Annotated in this window: 21 protein-coding genes; 4 read left to right on the plus strand and 17 right to left on the minus strand. The window is 61.6% G+C overall.

Annotated elements, in window-relative coordinates:
* Positions 1-54: 54 nt before the first annotated feature.
* From CVS27_RS11190 to CVS27_RS11265, 16 genes are all read right to left on the minus strand, one after another.
* Positions 55-393, minus strand: coding sequence for a hypothetical protein (locus CVS27_RS11190; protein ID WP_103465814.1), 339 nt, complete (start codon positions 391-393; stop codon positions 55-57).
* Between the two features lie 866 nt (positions 394-1259).
* Positions 1260-1787 carry a hypothetical protein gene (locus tag CVS27_RS11195; protein WP_103465815.1) on the minus strand — a complete coding sequence of 176 codons (528 nt, stop codon included), beginning with the start codon at positions 1785-1787 and terminating at the stop codon, positions 1260-1262.
* On the minus strand, positions 1768-3078 hold the full coding sequence (locus CVS27_RS11200) for a relaxase/mobilization nuclease domain-containing protein (protein ID WP_103465816.1): 1311 nt from the start codon (positions 3076-3078) through the stop codon (positions 1768-1770). Before CVS27_RS11200 ends, CVS27_RS11195 begins: the two co-directional genes overlap by 20 nt.
* A 2-nt stretch (positions 3079-3080) precedes the next feature.
* Complete coding sequence (locus tag CVS27_RS11205) at positions 3081-3491, minus strand: MobC domain-containing protein (RefSeq protein ID WP_103465817.1); 411 nt, start codon at positions 3489-3491, stop codon at positions 3081-3083.
* Positions 3492-3708: 217 nt separating this feature from the next.
* On the minus strand, positions 3709-4017 hold the full coding sequence (locus tag CVS27_RS11210) for a hypothetical protein (RefSeq protein WP_103465818.1): 309 nt from the start codon (positions 4015-4017) through the stop codon (positions 3709-3711).
* Positions 4018-4131: 114 nt separating this feature from the next.
* Entirely contained in the window at positions 4132-4452 is a 321-nt protein-coding gene (locus tag CVS27_RS20540) for a hypothetical protein (protein WP_133162923.1), read from the minus strand.
* Positions 4453-4703: 251 nt separating this feature from the next.
* A complete protein-coding gene (locus CVS27_RS11220) occupies positions 4704-5018 on the minus strand; it encodes a helix-turn-helix domain-containing protein (RefSeq protein WP_103465820.1) in 315 nt (104 codons plus the stop codon).
* Positions 5018-5233, minus strand: coding sequence for a helix-turn-helix transcriptional regulator (locus tag CVS27_RS11225; RefSeq protein ID WP_103465821.1), 216 nt, complete (start codon positions 5231-5233; stop codon positions 5018-5020). The genes CVS27_RS11220 and CVS27_RS11225 overlap by 1 nt, the downstream gene beginning before the upstream one ends.
* A 305-nt stretch (positions 5234-5538) precedes the next feature.
* Positions 5539-7092 carry a recombinase family protein gene (locus tag CVS27_RS11230; protein ID WP_103465822.1) on the minus strand — a complete coding sequence of 518 codons (1554 nt, stop codon included), beginning with the start codon at positions 7090-7092 and terminating at the stop codon, positions 5539-5541.
* Positions 7070-8119, minus strand: a complete 1050-nt coding sequence (locus tag CVS27_RS11235) for a ComEC/Rec2 family competence protein (RefSeq protein ID WP_103465823.1) — start codon at positions 8117-8119, stop codon at positions 7070-7072. Before CVS27_RS11235 ends, CVS27_RS11230 begins: the two co-directional genes overlap by 23 nt.
* Positions 8119-8925, minus strand: a complete 807-nt coding sequence (locus tag CVS27_RS11240) for a ComEA family DNA-binding protein (RefSeq protein ID WP_165788297.1) — start codon at positions 8923-8925, stop codon at positions 8119-8121. Before CVS27_RS11240 ends, CVS27_RS11235 begins: the two co-directional genes overlap by 1 nt.
* Positions 8926-8985: 60 nt before the next feature.
* Positions 8986-9861, minus strand: coding sequence for a DegV family protein (locus CVS27_RS11245; RefSeq protein WP_243400141.1), 876 nt, complete (start codon positions 9859-9861; stop codon positions 8986-8988).
* 219 nt (positions 9862-10080) lie between these two features.
* A complete protein-coding gene (gene leuS / locus CVS27_RS11250; RefSeq protein WP_370739505.1) occupies positions 10081-12588 on the minus strand; it encodes a leucine--tRNA ligase in 2508 nt (835 codons plus the stop codon).
* A gap of 316 nt (positions 12589-12904) precedes the next feature.
* Positions 12905-14419 (minus strand): glycerol kinase GlpK, encoded by a 1515-nt coding sequence (glpK, locus tag CVS27_RS11255; RefSeq protein WP_103465826.1) that lies wholly within the window; start codon positions 14417-14419, stop codon positions 12905-12907.
* A 42-nt stretch (positions 14420-14461) separates the two neighbouring features.
* Positions 14462-15211, minus strand: a complete 750-nt coding sequence (locus tag CVS27_RS11260; protein ID WP_103465827.1) for an MIP/aquaporin family protein — start codon at positions 15209-15211, stop codon at positions 14462-14464.
* An 82-nt stretch (positions 15212-15293) separates the two neighbouring features.
* On the minus strand, positions 15294-17069 hold the full coding sequence (locus CVS27_RS11265; protein WP_370739503.1) for a glycerol-3-phosphate dehydrogenase/oxidase: 1776 nt from the start codon (positions 17067-17069) through the stop codon (positions 15294-15296).
* 191 nt (positions 17070-17260) lie between these two features.
* Between CVS27_RS11265 and CVS27_RS11270 the strand changes: the two genes are divergently transcribed.
* The 4 genes from CVS27_RS11270 to CVS27_RS11285 are packed head-to-tail and all read left to right on the plus strand — an operon-like array spanning position 17261 to position 21118.
* A complete protein-coding gene (locus tag CVS27_RS11270) occupies positions 17261-18199 on the plus strand; it encodes a sugar-binding transcriptional regulator (protein WP_370739504.1) in 939 nt (312 codons plus the stop codon).
* Between the two features lie 50 nt (positions 18200-18249).
* The gene (locus tag CVS27_RS11275; RefSeq protein ID WP_103465830.1) at positions 18250-19083 is read left to right on the plus strand and encodes an aldo/keto reductase; all 834 of its coding nucleotides are present in this window, start codon (positions 18250-18252) and stop codon (positions 19081-19083) included.
* A 2-nt stretch (positions 19084-19085) separates the two neighbouring features.
* Positions 19086-20030, plus strand: a complete 945-nt coding sequence (locus tag CVS27_RS11280) for an alpha/beta fold hydrolase (RefSeq protein ID WP_103465831.1) — start codon at positions 19086-19088, stop codon at positions 20028-20030.
* Positions 20031-20065: 35 nt separating this feature from the next.
* Positions 20066-21118 (plus strand): glycosyltransferase, encoded by a 1053-nt coding sequence (locus CVS27_RS11285; protein ID WP_103465858.1) that lies wholly within the window; start codon positions 20066-20068, stop codon positions 21116-21118.
* Positions 21119-21198: 80 nt separating this feature from the next.
* Here the strand turns inward: CVS27_RS11285 and CVS27_RS11290 are convergent, their stop codons facing one another.
* The gene (locus CVS27_RS11290) at positions 21199-21918 is read right to left on the minus strand and encodes a DedA family protein (protein ID WP_103465832.1); all 720 of its coding nucleotides are present in this window, start codon (positions 21916-21918) and stop codon (positions 21199-21201) included.
* Between the last annotated feature and the right edge of the window lie 342 nt (positions 21919-22260).

Raw genomic sequence — 22260 nt, forward strand, 5'->3', positions numbered from 1 at the left:
TCTCGAATACACGGTCAGGCAGTCCCTTTGGCCTGTCAGTCAGGCTTCAGGCGTTCAACGATCGTCGACTGAGTCTTCGTCGGACTCGGCGCCAGGATCGTCAGGGCTCTGATCCTTCTTGAACATTGACTTCAGCTTTTCAGTCGCTGTGGTCATGCTCGCTTTGCGCTCCTCCGAAACAGCCTTGCGCTTGATCTTATTGCGCCTGTAGACCTCAACACTGATGGCGGCCGCAGCCGTAACCGCAACTCCCACGGCGGCGCCTTGGCCACGCAGTTTCGGAGCAGCCTCGCCTACAGCAATAGCCGCAGCTGCGTCACCGATCTCCTTGATGATCTGTTCCGCGTTTTTGGCGAATTGGCCGTATATGCCTAAATTATCGAGCTGGCTCATAGTGGTCTCCCCTGCACACGAATGAGCCGTCAGGGCTCATGGTTTCAAGTTCATATTCTGGCAGATGTCAGGGCCCGAATAGTACACGGGGGATGGACAAGGGAATCCCAGCAAGCCCCGGCCATACTCACGGTCAACAACCGGTCAAAAGAACTTGCAGCCCCCGGTCAAAACCACTGCCGCGGTCAACCCAGATTGCCGTCTATGGTCAGTCTAAAGTTGCAGCTAACAGGAGTCGGCCCGGCGCACGGACAACGCGGCTGGCAGCAGTACCTGGGTGCGGCCACAGCCGGCGCAGCGGGCGCGACGGGGTTGCACGGTCACCCGCGCATCGCCCAGGCCGCGGACGGAGCGGATGCATGCGTGCCCGTGGGGACGCAGCGGTGCCGAACAGCCCGGGCAGGGTATTTCCCCTGCCAGTAACGCCGCCTCGTCACGATGAGGGCTGCCCACGATCATCATCGTGCCCGCTCCTGCTCGTTTGCCAAACAACCATGTCAGTGGTTCTTGTCCACCATGCCCGCTCTTGGGAAAGGGCCACCTCGTGTTGAGCATTGACCACCCGCAACAGAGTAGTCACTTCAGCACCGGCAATCTGGCGAGACTCACCATGACGACGTGGCCGCGGTATGCATCAAGCACCACTCGGAATCAGAGGCCTGGTCGTCACGATGAAGCCGCCAATGAACCCCCGACCACGATGTCACCATCGTCACCCACAACGACCAATACATCACCAGAGAATGCGACGCGTAACACCCAGTCGACACATTCTTCATATTGACCGGTGTTCCACTAACACTAAGAAACCCCCAGCAGATCGCCGAATTGGCTCGTCTGCCGGGGGTTGCTTTTTCATCGCCACCTCAGTAGCTGCTGTAAGACCCGCCCAACTTCTTACCGATCCACCAGGTGAGACAGCCGAACGCTGCCAGCACAACGCCAGCACCGCCAGCTATGGCCAGCTTCCAGTACCATTGCGATGCACTCAGGAACCACCCCCAAATGGTCTGAAGGATCGGCTGGAACCCCAGCGCTACCCAGATAGTCTGGGTCACCCCGAACACCATGAACATGGCCAGTGCCAGGGGAAGGAGCACTGTCGCGATCTGTCCGACCATGCGCCAGGTCACCACCCCACCGAGCTTCTCAATCTGTTCGCTGGCCCGCGTCACCTGCATGGTGACCACCGCCCCAGCATCGTTGAGGGCAGTGCGGCCCTTCTCTAATTCGGCGAGCATCGGAGCACTCGCCTGTACGAAAGCCGCCTGGAGTGCTTGGTCATGCGCCGAGAGCTGGACAGCCAGCTGAGGCGTGAGAATGCCAGCAAGTTTCTCGTAGTTGACGCTGACAGTACCCACGCGCTTGGCCTCCTTAGCCAAGTCCGTACCCATCGTTGTCTCCAGCGCCTCGATCCGCGTCATCACTTTCTGCATTAGCGTGTGCGCTGACAGGTCCCCAGCGCTTACGTTCGATCCGTCGGTGAACCTCACGCTTTTCCGGTCGCCCAGCAACTCCAGGATCTCCTTCTGTACGCTGGCTACCGTTGCCAGCATCTTCGCGTGCGAGTCGTTCGCGGAGGCGTCGGAGGGCGTCTGCGGCGGCATCGACCGCTGCATCTGTTCCAACTCGACCCACACCCGGTTCACGTTCTGCGATGTTTCGTTGGTGGCCTTGACTACTTCTCGTTGGTTTATCTCGATTCCTTCGAGCCGGTCGAACAACGCGCTCAATCTCTCCGAAGTCTGTTGCTGTTCGCTCGGCTCCTGCTGTTGGTGCTGCTGCTGCTGTTCGAGCGTGTCCATGATTCCCATGCCGTTGCTCCTTCAGTTCCTGTTTCCTGATGAATATCTCGTCGAGACCGTCGGCGGTGAATTCCGGCGACAATGCTGATGCTTTGCGTCTGCGCATCCTAGGCTCCTTGCCGGGCGTGGAATTGTCGCGCATCTTGTAGATGATCCCGATGGCTGTGTCACCCTGCTTCTTACCCCGGTACCCGTCGTTCTTGACCTCGTGCCCTGCTGCGATGACCTCGACGCCCCGGGACTCACACGCCGCTGTGAACGTCACCATATCCACCGTTGAGGAATCAAGTGCGGCTTCTGTGATCGCGTCACCAACCTGCTGATCGAAGACAGCCATGTCACCGCGCTTAGCCGCCCAGTAACCTTCGGAAGTCATGGGCACCGGTGAGAGCACCTGCATGCCCTCTTCCCGCATCAGCTCGTCGTTGGCACGCTTAACCTGCCAGTGCACGCGATAATCTCTGGGGGCCTTACCCGTGACGGTGTCGTGGTTCAGCACCGTGATATGTGCGTGGACACAGCCACCCTTTCCGTCGTCATGAACGACGACCATGGCGGGGCTGTTGGGGCGCATCTTCTTTGCCAGCAAGAATCCAAGGTCGCCAGCCCGTGACAAGTCATCAGGGTCGTTCACATCGAGCTCGTCGGGTGAGAATGAGAGGACGTATGAATGAGCTTTCACCTTCCGCCCGTGCCCTTCAGCGAGCTGGTTGCCCAGCGCAATAAAGACATCGATGCTCGGGGCATCAGAGTAAAACCCCGGAGCCAGGCGGTTAGTGTCTGCGGCCTTGTGGCCCTTCTTCTTCACCCCGACGCCGAACTCCAGGTAGTCGGCACGGGTACCAAGATCGTAGACCGGCGATACCGTGGTGATGCTCATGGCTACCCCTTCCCACCGAGCACGCCAACCATGTGCCCGTGTTGTTGTGCCAACTCTTCGACCACAGAAGAAAGTGCCCCAAGATCAAGTACGCCCTGGTGACCAAGGCGGGTCAACTGATTGAGATTGACGCCTATCCGCTTTACCTCGACCCGTGCAGCATCCAACACCGTGATCTGTTCCGCCGAGAGTAACGACGCTGCCGATAGCGCCATTGAACCGTCGTCATGGCCGTGGCCATGCCCATCCGCCTGCTTCGCCGCGGCAAGGGCCGCACCTCGCACAAACGCCGACGGCGGCAACCCACACCACGCCGCCACCTTTTCGACCAACGCAAGTTCAGCGCTGCTGAATCGCGTGTCGATCCGGCGACTCCGTGACTCGGGCGCATTCTGTTCCGTAGTGCTGCTCAAGTGGCATCCTCCCTACATTGTTGAAGCATCCGATGAACGGTTGAAAGCCAACGCAAGCAGGCACTCTGTCCGACACCGCTTCGCTCGTCGTCCAGTGTGCTACTTGCGAGGGGCAGGGCTACGCCCTTCCCCCTCGACCCCCAAACCCGAAACGCGACACCGTGCTCGAGTGCTGCCGCACCCGAGGACTCACCGCACCTGAAGTGGTGCCCGCCCATCACGGAACCAACTCCCCACCCGGCCCACCGTTGTGAACTTGGCCATCACCACCGCCAGTGTCTACCGACAGGACCGCGGCCGGGGAACGCGCTGCTTTGGCACGCCCTGAACGCATGGCTGCTTCAGTTTTCAGCGCCTCTCGCGCCGCTGTGTCAAGCTGCCCGGCGAGGACGGAATGCTGGCTACGCAGCAATTCGATGACTCGCTGATCGAGTGCCTGCTGTTCCTTGCGCTCACGTTCGCGCAGTCGTTGGAGCTTCTTTTGGGCTGCAGCTTTCACCGCCGCAATCTCATCTTCAATGCTCATTGGGTGCTTCCTTGCGTTGATTTGCCAGCCAGTTTGGGGCAGGCCCAAAGTTGCTGGATCGGAGTAAAAACAGTTCTTGCCGTCGCCAGTAGTAGCGGCCGTGACAGGAATCAGCTAGCCGCGTACGAGAACGTTCAGCTTCTGTGAGGGTGCCATCGCGATGCTGGAATGGCGCGAACTCCCACTACCGAAATATGTGCCCTTGGCCCAGCGCTCTAGCTCATACTCCGATACCAGGGGCTCGTAACAGCCGTTGATTCGCGGGGCGTCGTAGCGTTTGGTGTCTAGGCCATCCATGGCCACGTCCAGCTGAACAAGAGCTCCCGATACGCCTTCGTCCACGGCGCCCGGGTCCTTGCCATCCGCCCCAGCCTCTGCCAGGCACAGCCCATACCGCCCCCAGAATTTACAGGTGGGCAGTTTGCCGACATTCATGTACCGACGGAGAGAGCTGTCGTTTTCGCAACCCAACTCGCTGAATCTGGGGAGTGTGAACAGTTCGAGGGCGGCCGCAAAATATCCCTCATCCTGAGCAGTGAGATGCTTGGTGGCGGTTGTATCGCGATCAGTCGCGCCTTTCGGTTCCGCGGGACTGACTGACATCCCCGTAGAGCCGTCGGGGCCAGCGGCCGCCGGAACGTCTGCAGCGTTGGTTCTTGAGTGTTTCAGCGCGGGTCTTGCATCCGTCATCGTCGATCACCCCCGAGAACGGTGGCGAACGCTGACATGATCAGGTCCACTTGCTCGGGCCTGAACGGTGGCGCATCTGCTGCCATGCGCTTGGCCCAGTCCTGGAGACTCTCAGTTTTTGGGACGATAATGCGAGGCTCAACAGCGGCATCAAGATCTGCCTCAGTGACGAAGACCCTGCCACGCATTTTTACAGCAGGCAGTCGTCCGTCACGGATATATCGGCGAAGGGTGACAACACTCAACCCCGTGCGTTCAGCAGCATCTTGCACTCCGACGTACGGAGCAGCAATAGACGTAATGGTACCCATCAGAGCACCTCCTCGGAGGTGCTCTGATGTTCTTGCGCCAAGAGCCAAGTCTCAACGGACTCGGTACGGTACCGGATGGACTTCCCAAGTCGGATGTAGGCGGGGCCATATCCACGGATGCGCCATTCACTGAGGGTGCGCTCAGTGATGTTGAGGCGCTCAGCCAACTGGGAGGGTCTAAGCAGATCGCTTGAAGTGGGGTTTGGTGAAGACATAGATGTATCCCTTGCGGCTTTTCAGCGGCAAGAGGATCAGCTGACGAGTCATTTCAGGCTGCTATGTCAGCTGTGCATCATGCGATGCGCATCCACTTGGCGGGAGATTCTTCTCCCTTCCCCTTGTGATTGATTTCGGGGCGTCTTCCATCTGGCGACAAGTCTACACAGATACCAGCGTTTGTAAACATTTACGACTGCATTCATACTTCACCGTATGTGTCTGCGTATGGGCAACCGCACGTCTTGAGCTTCTCCGTGGCCTGCGGCTGAAACGGCACTTGGCGGTTTTCGTTTAGTACCTATCACCGCCAAACAGCAACAACCCGATCCCTGTTGACACCTCTCTTCCCCTTGGCGTCTCCGCTCACCCGGTTGATTCTGGGCGTCACCACACTGCGGACTATTCTTCGTTGAACAGACAGCTCGAGGGCGTCCCAAGCCTGACGACTGGCACCACTCCGAGCGAGCTTAAGGACCAGGGGGTCCATCTCAGTGAGCCGTTCCAACTTCTTCTGTGCGTCCTTGATCTTTGGCCCGATTCTAGCCTCTTGGTCAAGCAGGAGGTCGAATCGTAGCTTTTCTGCCGCTTCCTTGCGAACGCTGTCCAGATACTCGTGGTATCCAATGATCTCAGCCAAAACTGCGTGCCGTTCTGCATCTACTCCGTGGCCGCGCACCCCGGCCACGGCCATAAAGTCCGGGCCAGCAATACGCGTCAGCACCAACTCCGTAACAACCTCATCCAGGTGCTCTTGGCGCATTGCCACATGAAAACCGGTCTTGCCGGGGACACCAACGCAGACATAGGTGTAGTAGTGCGGATACGGCAATTCATTGCCGTGCTCGTCAATGGGTCTGGGCAAAGGCTCCCCTGTCGCTTTGTCTTTGCGCCGTCCAGCGTTCTGTTTCCCGATTCGCGTTGGGGCTCCGCACACCCCACAAATAGCGATGCCCGTGAGTAGATACTTTGCCGGCCAGTCGTTGGTTCGCTTGCGCTCTGGTGGACTCATAATCGCTTGCAACTTCTGCCAGGACTCATATTCGATTAGCGCTGGCCACATGACTTCCACATTGTCAAGAATCTCACCACGGTGCTGGCGTTTCCCGGCATAGGCAGGCATGGTCAGCATTTGCTTCACCGCCGGTGGTGTCCAGCCAATGTTCGTCCGGTGTTGCATTCGCGTCGGACGCCGAGGCGGGATGCCGCGTTCATTGAAGTCCTTTGCCACTGCGTAGAATGACTGGCCTTCCAAGATGCGCTGTGCTGCTTCTTGAATAATGGGCGCCTGCTCGGAATGGGGTTCAATTCGTTCCAGCTCACCGGACTTTTGGTCATAGACGCGGTGGTAGCCGTACATGTTCTTACCGTGAGGCCTCCCACCCTCGGCAGCGGCACGCACATCGCGCTGTATTCGCTCTGAGCTCTTGTCACTCTCGTACTCGGCATCGACGGCATCTTCGAGCAAGCTCCGCCGGTCACGGGCATTGGCCGGGTCGTACAATCTGCCGTGTGTTGTGACCCAGATGCAGACGCTGCGTTCTTTGCACAGGTCAACTAGGTCCACCCACTCCCCAACCCGGCGCGATCCACGACTTGACTCCCAGATCGCCAGCACATCAGCGTTGAAAGTGTCTTCTTCTAGGTCGGTGATCAGCCGCTTGAAGTCTTCCCGACCCTTGCGCGCAAAGCGGCTGGCACTGCGGTCTGTGTCGCGGTACGGCGGCTCCTGGTGCAGCAACCAGCCTTGTCGTTCGAACGCTTTGACGTTCTCATCGTGCTGCTGGTCCGGGCTTTTGCCCGTGCCCTTACTGTCCTTAGATACCCGTAGGTATTCACGTACGATCATGGATTTCATACCCACCTCCTTGACTGACCGTATCACCACTGACGGCTGTGAGGTGTGTCAGCCCAACTACCTTCATGGCCTCGTTGAGTGTTGCATCCATTCCGCTGCGGTCCCCCATGACCATCCCGGGAAGGAGTGCCGCCGCATCGGGGTTTAGTGGCATCCAGACATGTGTCACAGACTCGACCCACGCCGTGCGCATGTCCACAACAGCTGCCTGGGTCCCCGTCCCCACGGGCGTCACGTCCAGAGGCGCCGTGGCCGGATGCAGAAAACCCGCAGAGTGATCGTTGGCAGCCGTTGAGGCAACCTTGCCAGCTGTGGAGACCCTGTCCCCCTGTTGAACGGTTCCCCAGTTGGGCGCAGCGACAACCCGAAGGGTGACCCGCCCCGTCATGATGCGGCCGTTGGCGATAGCCCTGAGCACAACAGCATCGAAGATGAGCTGGGCAGGGCCGTGGCCGGATTCCAAGCGCCGGGGCACACTGGCCACTTCCATGGTCAGTGCCAGATCCTCGCCCCGGCTGATGGCTTGCTCCAGCGCAGATGAGGCGGAGGTGACGTTCCGCAATCCCACGGCCATCAACACGGCAGTAACGCAGACGGCTGCGACAAGCACCGTAGCCGCGCCTGCCGCCACCCATCCTCGAACTCTTCCCCACGGCCCCCGTTGCGGTCCCGCCGTACCGCTTCCCCGTCTTGCAGCACCCCGATCAGTTCGGCGAAGCCACAACAGGGCAACGGCGGCAAGCAGGCTGGCACCCAGAACCGCCGCGGCACCCAAGAGCCACGGCCCCTCCACGGTGATGGCCATGGCCGCCGCCCACCAGGTGGCTGCCACGGCCGGCAGCAACCTGATATCCGCCCGTCTGCGCGCAGGGGCGATTGCCTGGTCTTGGCGTGCTTGCCCAAGGCGGCGGCCCACTGCGATGAGCCCGCGGCGCAGGCGTCGACGGCGGGTGGCGTCCTCCACGGGCGCAGGCTCGCCCACGGCCGCCCTGGCAAAGCGGGCCCACTGCGGATCAGGGGACCTCATCAGACAGTCACCAAGTCGCGAATGCCGGCCAACAATTTGGCCCCGATGCCCGAAACTCCATCCAGGGCATCGACGGAGGAAAAGGGCCCATGGTCGCTTCGCCAGGCAACTATCCGCTGAGCCAGAACCGGGCCAACACCGGGCAAGGCATCAAAGTCCGCGGCACTGGCAGTGTTGAGATTGATCAGTGCACCCATCCCCGGTTTTTGGCCCGGCGCCTCGGCACCACTGGCGGGAGCTGCTGTGCCTGCCGCTTGCCCCTGCGCGGGAACCAGTATTTGCAGGCCGTCAATGATCGGGGCGGCAAGATTGAGTGCTGACAGTTCAGCCGTGGGCAGGGCGCCCCCAGCCGCCTCCACGGCCTGGAAAGCCCTGCTGCCCGTTGGCAGCGTGTACACGCCCGGGTTCTTGACGGCTCCGGCCACATGCACCAGCAGGCCGCCGGACGGCGCACCAGCCGCGCCGTCGCTCGGTTTCGCTGCGCCGGCGGCTGCACCGGCGCCACTCTGCGCCGAAGAGGGAACCAAAGAGGGCACCGAAGAGGGAGAGGGCCCTGCCGTGCCTGCTACCGGCGGCACCGTCACCTTCCCCACATCCTGTGCGCTGAGTTCTGCCGAAGCGCTCTGCACGCTGGCCGATTCGATCCAGAGCACCCCCAACGCAGCTCCCATCATGGCCAGCACCACAACAAGGGCCCGCAGCGATATGATCCAGCGCGGTCCCCGGGCAACAGGCTCCTGGCCGCGCACTGCCGCGTTGCCAGACTCCTGCGGAGTCCACGTCGAATTACCATCAATACCACTCATGAAGCTACGGTAGGCCCGCATGAGGCGCCCTGGGGCGCCGAAGGGTGGCTCTGTGCAGAACTAGGGCTCCTGCCCTGCCTGTGGAGGAACAAGGGAGTCGGCAACAACCACCACCAGCACGCCAAGGCCGGCATGGGCGGCCAGGACTGCGGGCAGTCTGGTCAGGGTGGATGAACCCAGCCCCGGACAGGCCAGGTGCAGGGCCTCATCCAGGGTGCGGGCCTGGTCCTCGTTGCCAAAGTGGTGCACGCTGATTTGCGTGTTCGCGGCGCCGCGGGCGGCGATGTTGGCTGCTGCCAGCTCCTGCAGCCGGGCAACGGCCTTGGCCGCTGAACGCACCTTCTCCAGGGGAACCACCGAGCCGTCCCTGATGCCCAGAATTGGCTTGATGTCCAGGACTGTGCCCAGCCATGATGAGGCCAAGCTGATGCGCCCGCCCCGGCGCAATTGTTCCAAACTGGGGACATAAAAGTAGACGTCCGTGGCTGCAATGGCCGCCCGGGCGGCGGCCATGACAACTTCTGCATCGGCTCCTGCCAAGGCTGCGGCCACGGCGGCCTGCACACCAATACCCTGCCCCATGCCCACGGTGCCCGAATCCAGCACGTGCACAGGCAGTGCTGCCCGCTGCGCCGCCAGGTGTGCGGCGTCGAAGGTTCCTGAGAGTTTGGTGGAGATGTGAATCGACACGACGGCCTCAAACCCTGCCTCCGCGGCGTTCCTGTACGCCCGGTCGAACTGTCCAGGCGAGGGCCTGGAGGTTTTCACGCTGGTTCCCGAGGCCAGGGCGAGGGAAATATGGGTCTCCAGTTCGGCGTCGTCGTCGGAATAGACGTGCTCGCCAATGATCACGGGCATGGGCACCACCGTCAGTTGCAGGCTCTCCGCGAACCATCCCACCCACTCCGCAGGCAGGCCCGCGGCAGAATCGGTCACGACGGCGATCCTGGGCTTGGGCAGTTGTGGCGCCGGCTCTCCCGGCCCTGGCTTGGGGCGCAGCCGTTGGACCTGCTGACGAATCCAGGTGCGCGCAGCGCTTGTGTCAGGTACCACCGGTTCGCCTTTCTCAAAAACGAAGTGCCCGCCGACGCCCGTAGGGGCGAGGCGGGCACTTGTTGCTCATGCGTGCGGCATAAACGGTCGTGTCACTCTTGCCTAGGCAGGAACAATATTCACCAGTTTAGGCGCACGGACAATCACTGTGCGGATCCCACGGCCGTCAAGGGCCTTCTGCACCAGCTCCGAGGCCAGGGCCAACTCGCGCAGGGCCTCCTCGGTGATGTCCGGGGCCACCTCCAAGCGGTCCTTGACCTTGCCCTGGACCTGCACCACGGCCGTGACGCTCTGCTCCACCAGCAGGGCCTCGTCCACTGCCGGGAAGCCGGCATTGGCAACCGAGGCCGGGTGGCCCAGTGTGTTCCACATGTCCTCCGCCGTGTACGGCGCAAAGAGGCTCAGCACAATGGCAACAGCCTCCGCCGCTTCACGAACGGCCGGGTCTGTTGCACCAGCACCTGAGTCAATGACCTTACGGGTGGCGTTGACCAATTCCATGAGCTTGGCAACCACAACATTGAACTTGTGGCCTTCCAGCAGGGTCTTGGCCTCGTGGACGGTGCGGTGGGTCAACGAACGCAGCGCCGGGGCGCCCGCTGCCGGGTCGGTGCCGGGCTCGCTGGCAACGTCGCGGGCCAAACGCCAGGCACGGGCCAGGAACTTGGCCGAGCCCGACGGCGAAACATCCGCCCAGTCGACGTCGTCCTCGGGAGGACCGGCAAAGACCATGGTCAGGCGCACGGCGTCGACGCCGAACTTGTCCAGTTGCTGGCCCAGGTCAACACCGTTGCCCAGGGACTTGCTCATGGCCTTGCCGCCGTTGAGCACCTGGCCCTGGTTCAGCAACGCGCTAAAGGGCTCGGTGGCCTCCAGCATGCCCATGTCGTGGATGACCTTGGTGAAGAAGCGTGCGTACAGCAGGTGCAAGATGGCATGCTCGACGCCGCCCACGTACTGGCCAACAGGCATCCAGTCGTTGATCTTGGCCGGGTCGAAGGGGCCCTCGGTGTAGTCCGGGGAGGCAAAGCGCAGGAAGTACCAGGACGAGTCAACAAACGTGTCCATGGTGTCGGTGTCGCGCTTGGCGGGCTTGCCACAACTGGGGCAGTCCACGTTGACCCAGTCGGCAGCAGCCGCCAGGGGGGAGGTGCCCTTCGGGGAGAGGTCCTCGCCGCGCAGGTTGTCCGGCAGGCGCACAGGCAGCTGGTCATCGGGCACGGGAACTTCGCCACAGTCAGCACAGTGAATGATGGGGATGGGGGTGCCCCAGAAGCGCTGGCGGGACAGCAGCCAGTCACGCAGGCGGAAGTTGATGAACTTCTTGCCGGTGCCGAGCTTCTCCAAAACGTCGATGGCTGCCGGGATGCCCTCAGCCTTCGAGAGCCCATTGAGCTCGCCGGAGTTGATGAGTGTGCCCTCGCCGGTGGAGGCAATGCCAGTTTCGGCGGGGTCCTCCATGCCGGTGTCCAGGACTGCTCGGACGGGCAGGTCGAAGGCCTTGGCGAAATCGAGGTCGCGCTGGTCGTGGGCAGGCACGGCCATGATGGCTCCGGTGCCGTAGTCGGCCAGCACGTAGTCGGCAGCCCAGACGGGCAGCTTCTCCCCCGTGAGCGGGTTGATGGCGTAGCGGCCGGTGAACACACCCGTCTTGGGACGTTCGGTGGATTGGCGTTCAATGTCGCTCAGCGCCTTGACCTGCTCACGGTACTCGCTCAGGGCTTCTGCGTGCTCACCTGTAACCAGGTCCAGGGCCAGGGGCGCATCCGCCGCAACCACGAAGAATGTTGCACCGTACAAGGTGTCCGGGCGGGTGGTGAAGACAGTGAGTTCCTGCTGCGGCTTTTCAGCGCCCGCGGCTTCCTCAATCACGAACGTGACGTGGGCGCCCTCGGAGCGGCCAATCCAGTTCTTCTGCATGGCCAGCACACGGTCCGGCCAGTGGCCCTTGAGTGCGTCCATGTCGTCCAGCAGGCGGTCGGCGTAGTCGGTGATCTTGAAATACCACTGGTTCAAGGACTTTTTGGTGACGATGGTGCCGCACCGTTCACAGGCGCCGTTGACAACCTGCTCGTTGGCGAGGACCGTCTGATCCGTGGGGCACCAGTTGACCGGGGAGTTCTTCCGGTACGCCAGGCCGCGCTCGTGGAAACGCTTGAACAGCCACTGCGTCCACCGGTAGTACTCGGGGTCGGAAGTCTGCAGACGGCGTGACCAGTCCACGGAGATGGCGTAGCGCTTAAAGGACTCCGCCTGGGTGTCAATGTTGGCGTACGTCCACTCGCTGGGGTGGGCGTTGCGCTTGATGGCGGCATTCTCGGCGGGCAGGCCAAAGGAGTCCCAGCCGATCGGGTGCAGCACGTCGTAGCCGAGCTGGCGCCAATAACGAGAAACGACGTCGCCCATGGCAAAGGCCTCGGCGTGGCCCATGTGAAGGTCGCCCGAGGGGTACGGGAACATGTCCAGGACGTAGCGGCGCTCCTTGGAACCGTCGTCAAGGGGCGTAAAGACTTTAAGATCGTCCCAGATGGCCGGCCACTTGGCTTCCATCGCGGCGAAATTGTATACGCCCTCTTCGCTGTTTTCTTCAGTCTGGGACTGCACGCTCACGTACCCTGCCTCTTCATTCATCATTGGCCTTATTGCACCTTCTTAGCTCGTTACACACAAAAGCCCCTCGACATAGCAAGGGGCGCACCGCATCTTTGGAATGCGGCTAGCTAAGGAGAAGGTTTGTCTGCACCCCTTTACTTTAGCGCATAGCCAAAGCCCTCCCTCATGAACTTATGCGGAGAACTCGCAGTGAGTTCCGCGCATGAGTGCTTATGCGCGGAACCCGGATTCAGTCCAACGCACAAGTTCTGGGTTAAAGCGCGACGGCGGGACGCCCACCTGGGTGGGGCCCGCCGTCGGTCATGACTTGCGCTTAGAGTACGTCCTCGTCAACCCAGTCCATGGACTTGGTGACGGCCTTCTTCCAAAGACGCATCTGACGGTCGCGCTCTGCCGGATCCATGTTCGGCTCCCAGCGCTTGTCCTCAGCCCAGTTGGAGGACAACTCGCCCAAACCGTTCCAGAAGCCAACGGCCAGGCCAGCCGCGTAGGCTGCTCCAAGCGCGGTGGTCTCGGTGACCTTGGGACGGATCACCGGCACACCCAGGATGTCAGCCTGGAACTGCATGAGGGCATCGTTGGCGACCATCCCGCCGTCGACCTTCAACTCGGTCAAATCCACACCGGAATCGGCGTTGACCGCGTCAAGGACCTCGCGGGTCTGGAAAGCTGTTGCCTCCAAGGCCGCACGGGCAATGTGGTTCTTGTTCACAAAGCGGGTGAGTCCCACAATGGCGCCACGAGCGTCGGCACGCCAGTACGGGGCGAACAGGCCGGAGAACGCCGGGACAATGTACACGCCACCATTGTTCTCCACCGCCGCAGCCAGTTCTTCAACTTCGGGGGCCGAGCTGATCATGCCGATGTTGTCGCGCAGCCACTGGATCAAGGAACCTGTGACGGCGATGGAACCCTCAAGGGCGTAGTGGGGCTTGGCATCGCCGAGCTTGTAGCCAAGCGTGGTGAGCAGGCCGTTCTTCGAGTGGACGATTTCCTCGCCCGTGTTGAAGATCAGGAAGCAACCGGTGCCGTAGGTGTTCTTGGCTTCGCCAGCCTCGAAGGCCGCCTGACCAAAGGTTGCTGCCTGCTGGTCACCCAGGATGCCCGCGACGGGAACTTCGCGCAGCAGCTGGGACGTGTGAACATGACCATAGACCTCGGATGAGGACTTGATGGCCGGCATCATTGACTTCGGCACACCAAAGATGGCCAAGATCTCTTCATCCCAGGACAGCGTCTCCAGATCCATGAACAAGGTTCGGGAGGCATTGGTGACGTCCGTGATGTGCACGCCGCCGTCCGGACCACCGGTCAGGTTCCAGGTGACCCAGCTGTCGGTGTTGCCAAAGAGCAGGTCCCCTGCTTCGGCGCGGGCGCGGGCGCCTTCAACGTTGTCAAGGATCCACTTGATCTTGGTGCCGGAGAAGTAGGTGGCCAGCGGAAGACCGACCTTGGCCTTGAAACGCTCCACACCGCCGTCGGCTGCCAGTTCATCCACAATGTCCTGCGTGCGGGTGTCCTGCCACACGATGGCGTTGTAAACCGGCACGCCGGTGTTCTTGTCCCAGACAACTGCCGTTTCGCGCTGGTTGGTGATGCCCACACCCACAATGTCGTGACGGGTCAGGTTGGCCTGGGCCAACGCTGTGCCAATCACCTCGCGGGTGTTGTTCCAGATCTCTGCGGCGTTATGCTCCACCCAACCGGCCTTGGGGAAAATCTGCTCATGTTCAAGCTGGCCGGTGGAGACGATGTTGCCATCGTGATCGAAAACGATCGCACGGCTGCTGGTGGTTCCTTGGTCAATAGCAATTACATATTGAGACATCATTGTTTCCTTTTGTTAGAACTAGGACAACTAGTAGTGGGATTAGGAGACAGCGGCCAGCAGGTCGGGCATCCATCGGGTCATCAAGCCACCCAGTGCGCCACCAATCAACGGGCCAACAACAGGAACCCAGGCGTAGCTCCAGTCGCTGGCACCCTTGCCCTTGATGGGCAGCAGTGCATGGGCAATGCGGGGGCCAAGGTCACGGGCAGGGTTGATCGCGTAGCCTGTGGGTCCACCGAGGGATGCGCCGATACCAACAACCAAAAGGGCAACCGGCAGCGGGCCAAGTCCGGCAACTCCGCCACCAAAGTGGAGGATCACGAAGACCAGAACAAAGGTGCCGATGATCTCGGTGACAACGTTCCATCCGTAGCTGCGAATGGCCGGACCTGTGGAGAAGACACCCAACTTGGTGGCGGCATCCGGCTCCCCATCAAAGTGCTGCTTGTACGCCAGCCAGCACACCACTGCGCCGATGAAGGCACCGAGCATCTCAGCACCAAAGTACGTCATGGTCGAGGCGAAATCGACCTTCACGCCGGGCGCGTATTCGGCACTTCCATTGGCCAAAATTCCCACAGTTACTGCCGGGTTCAAATGGGCACCGGATTTGGCGGCTACAAAGACACCGGCCATGACGGCCAGGCCCCAACCCCAGTTGACCATGAGAAAACCGCCACCGTTGCCCTTATTACCCTTCAGGGCAACGTTGGCCACAACACCACAACCCAGCAGGGTCAGCAGCATGGTTCCCATCACTTCAGACAGGAACACAATTCCAAGAGACATCTTTGACTCCTATTGGTTGGTAATTCACTAAAAGGCGCACACCTGTGTGTGACCCTCTTGAGCCCCCTTCGCCCCCGGGGGCTTAGGCAATCAAGCTTTGCACTTGGACGCCGTGGAAACGGTCCAGAACCTCGATGCTGTGGCTGATCTCTTCCGCCTCCTTGGCGCTGTCCCATCCCAGCGGAGCCGCCAGTGCCTGCGCTGTCTCAGCGAGCAGTTCGCTGGTGACCAGGCCGCGGAAGGCCAGCGACGTCCGGCGGATCATGACGTCAATGAGGTGGCCGATCTGTTCGTTCTCCACCATGAAGGCAACCTCACGGCTGCTCAATTCGCGGGTGGAATCAAAGACAGTATCAACGCCTGCGTTGAGGTATGTCAGAACATCCTGGGCGCGTGTGCCGTAGCGTGTCAGCAGCACCCCGGCCCGTGCGGCGTCAACCGACTCGCTGGTGTGAGCGGCAATCCAGGCCTCAATGGCTGCGTCGGTGGCAGGGAAGTTGGCACCGCCGCCAATAGGCAGCTTCGCTGTGCTGACCTTGCGGCTCTTGCCCAGAATGGCCAGGACGTCGTTGGTCATGTGCTCGGACAGGGCACGGAACGTTGTCCACTTGCCGCCCACCAGGCTGAGCACCGGAACGGCTGAGCCGGCGATGGTGCGGTCTGCGCGTTCAATGCGGTAGTCGCGGGATACGAAGCCCGGGGCTGTCTCGTCATGGCGGGGCAGGGGCCGCACGCCGGCAAAGCTGTAGACAATGTCTTCGCGGGTGACCAGAACATTGGGGAACACATGGCCCACCAAATCGAAGAAGTAGTCGATCTCCTCTTCCGTGCAGACAGCATCCGCGTTCATGTCCGCGTTGACATCCGTGGTGCCCACCAGGACCCTGTCACCCATGGGGTAGATCAACACGATGCGGCCATCTGTGTGTTCGAAGAAAATTTCGCGGCCGTTGCAGGCTGCCAACAGTCCGGGGTGGTCCAGCACAATGTGTGAACCCTTGGTGCCGCCCATGAAGCGGGTGGCCGCACCCATGTCCGCGTTGGTCATGTCCACCCACGCACCTGTGGTGTTGACGATGACGTCGGCGCTGAAGGTGAAGGATTCGCCGGTGAGCTGGTCGGTGAGTTCGACGCCGTCGTCCTTGACTCCCGTGACTGCCAAGTAATTGGTGGCGCGGGCCTTGGAATTTCCGGCCGTGCTCAGGCCTGCCTTTTCCCCGTCCTGGAGGACATCGAGGGTAAGACGCTCGGGGTTGTGCACGGACGCGTCATAGTACGTGGCTGCGTACTTGATGCCCGGGTGCAGCTGGGGAAGCTCCGTCAGGGCCTTCTTGCGGCCCTTGAAATCGTGGCGGGGAACCGTGCCACCGTCGCGGGAGAACGCATCGTACAGTGACAGGCCAACCTTGATCAGGAAGGCACCGCGCTCCTGGGGTTTGCCCTGCTTGTGGGTCAAAAAACGCATGGGGGCACTGAGGATGCCGGAGAAGGTGCTGAAGATGGGGATGGTTGTCTGCAGCGGCTTGACGTAATGGGGCGCGATCTTCAGCAGGCCGTTGCGCTCCATGACTGATTCCTTGACCAGGCGGAACTCACCATTTTCCAGGTAGCGGATGCCACCATGGATCATGTGGGAGGAGGCGCCGGAGGCACCTTGGCAGTAGTCGCCGCGTTCCACCAACGCCACGTCAACACCCTGCAGGGCAAGATCGCGGAAGGTGCCAACACCGTTGATGCCGCCGCCAATGATCAACACGCTGGCGCGTGGACGCTCTTTCAAAGCCTCCACCTGGGCGCGCACCGCCGGGTGCACCTCCTGTGAATCATGGTTCTTGCCAGCGTTGCCTAGGATTCTCACATCGACCTCATTCGAGTCCTGTTGGTTTGCGCCTTGCGCGCCTATTCCCATTATTGTTTGAACAGATGGAAAATATAGTCAACAGGGATGCACAAATGTGCAGAAAGGGCTGATATCCCATGGCTTCCAAGCGAACGAGACAGCAAGATGCGCTCCGGGCTGCACAAATGTACTACTTGCAGGACCAGACAATGGACGCCATTGCACGCGAATTGCGGACCTCCCGATCCACTGTCTCCAGGCTCCTATCTTTAGCCCGGGAAAGCGGTTTGGTCCAGATCCAAATCAAGACCCCTTCGGACCGGGCTCCAGAGTTGGAACGCGTCATCCGCAACCGGCACAAGGTGGAGGTTCACGTGGTGCCGGTATCGGACATGCTCAGCGAAGTGGAGGTGCTGGAACGTGTCAGCATGCAGGCGGCCCGCACCATTGGCCCCCTGGTGGGGTCCAACGCCGTCATCGGTGTGGCTTGGGGATCCACCGTGAGCACCGTCAGTCGCCACCTGACCCGCAAAACCACCCACGGAACCACCATTGTCCAGCTCAACGGGGCTGGCAACACCCAAACCTCGGGCATCACCTACGCCTCGGAGATCATCCGCCGCTTTGGCACGGCCTACGGCGCAAAGGTGGAGCAGTTCCCCGTCCCCGCGTTCTTTGACCATGCCGAAACCAAGAAGATGATGTGGCAGGAGCGCAGTGTCCGGCGCATCCTGGACCTCCAGGAACGCATGACCATCGCCATCTTTGGTGTGGGCTCCATGGATGCCGAAATTCCCAGCCACGTCTATTCCGGCGGCTACCTGGACACCACCGACTTGGACGCACTGGATGCCAGCGGGGTGGCCGGGGATGTGGCCACTGTGTTCTTCCGCTCCGATGGCAGCGACGCCGGCATCATTCTCAACGACCGTTCCAGCGGACCCAGCCTGGACAACCTGCGCAAGGTCCGGCGTCGAATATGCGTTGTCTCAGGCCCCAAGAAGATCACCGGACTGCGCGGCGCACTCGCCGCCGGGCTGGTCACCGACTTGATTCTGGATGAGACAACAGCGCGCGAGTTGGTGGAGCAGAGCAGCCCGTCCTCAGACCCCATCTTTGGCTTCCTGCATGGTTTGGACGGCCTCTGAGCCGCGCGGCAATGCCAGGGCACGCGCCCGGAATGGGTAAAGTCATAACTATGCATCGCTCCCCCAAATACACGCTTAATAATGGTGTCAGCATCGACGTTCTCGGCTTCGGCGTATACAAGGTTCCGGCCGAGGATTGCGCAGACCTTGTCTCTACGGCACTGGATTCCGGCTACCGGACCGTGGACACAGCGGCGCTCTACGCCAATGAGGAGGGTGTTGGTGCAGCAATCACCGGTGCCGTTGCCGCCGGAACACCCCGCGAGCAGCTCTTTGTGACCTCCAAGGTGTGGAACACCGAGCACGGCTACGATTCCACCCTGGCCGCCTTTGACGCCAGTATGGCCCGCCTTGGCCTGGACTACCTTGACATGTTCCTGATCCACTGGCCGTGCCCCGAGCGTGAGCTGTTCATCCCCACCTACAAAGCCCTTGAGACGCTGTATCAGCAGGGCCGTGTGCGGGCCATTGGTGTGAGCAACTTCGAGGCGGAGCACTTGGCGCAGCTGCTGGATGCCTGCGATGTGGTGCCCGCCGTGAACCAGGTGGAGCTCCACCCGTGGCTGCCACAAACCGAACTGCGCGCCCTGCATGCCTCGCTTGGCATCGCCACCCAGGCGTGGAGCCCCTTGGCCCGCGGCAGCATTTTGACTGATCCCGTACTGGCCGAGCTTGCCGCTGCGCATGGCCGCACCACGGCCCAAATTGTGCTGCGCTGGCATGTGCAGTCGGGGCATCTGGTGATTCCCAAGGCCAGCACCGCCGCGCGAATCCAGCAGAACCTGCATGTCTTTGACTTCGCCTTGAGCGAGTCTGACATGGCCCGCATCGCCGCACTGGAGAGTGGCCAGCGTTCCGGGTCCGACCCCAAGCTGATGAATTAGGAATGGCTGTGAAAAGAAGTACGACGCCGTTGACCTCACGTATCGCCGTGGACCTGGCCGATCGGGAAAGTGCCCATATTCTTGAGCTGGCAGGAACCCCTGTGCACTATTGGGAGTACGCCGCCACCGGCCCCGGAACCGACGCCCGCACCATTGTCATGGTGCATGGTTTCCGCGGCGACCACCATGGACTGGAGCGTGTGGTTGAGCTGCTCCCGGACTACCGCATCATCATGGCCGACTTGCCAGGATTTGGCGCGTCCCCCGCTTTTGCTTCTGGCGGGGCGGCCGACCGGTCGCATGACATTGCCGGCTATGGTGATTTTCTTGACCAGTTCCTGACGGCCCTGAATTTGGGTCCCGACACCGTGTTGCTGGGCCACTCCTTCGGGTCCATTGTGGTCAGCCACTTCGTGGCCAAGCATCCCGGCCGGGTCTACCCGCTGATCCTGGTCAACCCCATTGCTTCCCCCGCCTTGGAGGGGCCCAAGGGCATCATGACCAAGCTGGCAGTGTTCTACTACTGGGCCTCGGCCAAACTCCCAGCGCCCTTGGGCAACGCCGTGTTGCGCAGCAAACTGGTGGTCCACATCATGAGTGTGACCATGGCCAAGACCCGGGAGCCGGAACTGCTGGCGTTCATTCATGGCCAGCATCACGCCTATTTCAGCGGCTTCGCCGACCGGGACATGCTGCTTGAATCCTTCCGGGCCTCCGTCAGCGGGACAGTGCGTGAAGTGGCCGCCCAACTGCAGCTGCCCACCTTGTTGATTGCCGGTGCACAGGATGAAATTGCCACGCTCCCCCACCAGCACAAGCTCGCCGAATTGCTGCCGCAGGGTGAACTGGTGGTCATTGAGAATGTGGGCCACCTGATCCACTACGAAACACCCGAACCGGCAGCCGCTGCCATTACAGACTTCCTGGAAAGGCACCCCGCCCCGTGAGCACGCCCGTCTCATCAAGCAAACCGCACATCGTCATGGATGCCCGTTTCACCCGCATGGACCACCACGACGGCATCAGCCGCTACGGCGCAAGCCTCATGGCCGCCGTCGCACCTTATGCCGAGGTGACCATGCTGATTCACGACGAACGCCAGCTGGCTCTTTTGCCTGATCTGCCATGGGTGAAGATCAACTCCCCGCTGTCACCGTTGGAACTCTTGGTGTCCAGGCATGTGAACAAACTGCGTGCAGATCTGGTGTTTTGCCCCATGCAAACCATGGGCAGCTGGGGACGCAAATACCCGCTGGTGCTGACCCTGCACGACCTCATCTACTACGAGCACCCCGCCCCTCCGGGCTTCCTCCCGGCACCTGTGCGGGTGCTGTGGCGCCTCTACCACAAGGCGTACTGGCCCCAGCGGGTGCTGCTCAACCGCGCCAACGTGGTGGCCACCATCAGCCAGACAACCCTGGGGCTGATGCGCAAGCACCGCCTCACCAAGCGTCCCGTGCGGATCATTGGCAATGCGCCACAGGGTGAGAGAACGCCCCGGGATCCGGCTGTGCCCCCGGAGAAGTCGCTCGCGTACATGGGCTCGTTCATGCCGTACAAGAACGTGGAGACGTTGATTCGCGGCATGGCGGAGCTGCCCGACTTTACGCTGAACCTACTCAGCCGCATCACCGCCGAACGCCGGGCCGAGCTGACGGCCCTGGTTCCATCAGGGGCGAAGGTGGTGTTTCACAATGGCGTCAGCGACGCCGAATATGACGAGCTGCTCCTGCGCACCACGGCGCTGGTCACCCTGAGCAGGGCCGAGGGCTACGGATTGCCGTTGGTTGAGGCCATGGCGCTGGGTACCCCAGTAATTGTTGCCGACACCGAGATTTTCCGGGAAGTGGGCGGCACCGCCGCGCACTACGTGCCGGCCGATTCGCCGTCAGGCTTTGCCGCGGCCGTGCGGGCCCTGGACTCCCAGCCCGATTGGTCGGCCAGTTCCGCGGCGTCCGTGGCACAGGCGGCAACCTTCAGCTGGGATGCCTCGGCCCAGGAACTGCTGGCCATTGCGCAGGAACTGCGGCCCTAGGCTGACTGCGCATGTCGAACGGGCAGTAGTTGTTGATGTTTCACGAAAACATCAACAACTACTGCCCGCTCAGCGAGGATTTAGCGGCTGACGAGCTGGTCCTGGCCCGACTCGGCCGCCACAACGGCGTTCGCGGGAGTGCCCAGCTTTGCCTTGCGGCGGAAGAGTCCGGCCACCCAGTCCGCGATGAGACCGAGCAGCGCAGCGATGACGATGGCCACCACGAGCCCCAGCATGGGACTGTCCTGGAACCATGTCCCGGCCAGGACACCGATGCCCAGTGAGTAGCCCGCCCACAGGGTGGCTGAGAATGCCGTCATGGCCATGAAGCATTTGCGTGAGTAGCCCGTTGCGCCGGCCGTGAGATTCACAGCAACCCGGACAACGGGGAGGAACCGGGCCACGAGGATGAAGGACACGGCCCGCTGCTCGAGCTTTTGGCCCACTCGGTCAAAGGAGCGCACCATGATGGGGGCCCTCATCCACTTGAATCGTGTGGTGCCCACTCGCCGGCCGATCCCGTAGGCAACGTTGTCCCCAATAAATGCCCCCAGTGCCGCCGCCGGCAGCAACAACCACGGCTCCGGTCCCCCCGGGGCGAGCATCAAGGATGCAAGGCCCACCACAATGGCCTCGCTGGGAAAGGGCGGGAAAAAGCCGTCAATGATGCAGCCAAGAACAACCACCAGATAGATCCATGGCTGACCTGCCGCTCCCAGCAGGAGATCTGTCAGGGCCCCAAAGATTGTGTTGAGATCACCCACAACGGCCACCAGCTGTCTGGCGCTGTTCCGGTCCATCAGCCAAAACAGGTGCTGGGGCTTTGGTGCTGTGGTTACTCATGGCACCAACGCTACGTGGACACGGGGCGCCGGGCTATGGGGTAAACCCCCCAATTTCGCCTCAGGGGCGCACCCCTGGGCTCAGGGTCGCCAGCGTGCGGCTGATCTGCTGCCGGGCGCCCGGGCCCCGGCGTCCACCAGCAAGTCCCCGCTGCGGCCGAGATCAAGGCAAGGGCTGGACAACGAAATGTCTTTATGGGCCAAGGCCGGAGTAGCCGGCGACGCTGTCAGCGTGGGTGGCGTTTGAGGTATCTGAGGATGAGGTGTTCCCGGCGGCTGGACGCGGGGTTGGTGAGCTTG

The organism is Arthrobacter glacialis, from assembly GCF_002909445.1.
In the GTDB taxonomy this organism is placed as follows: domain Bacteria; phylum Actinomycetota; class Actinomycetes; order Actinomycetales; family Micrococcaceae; genus Specibacter; species Specibacter glacialis.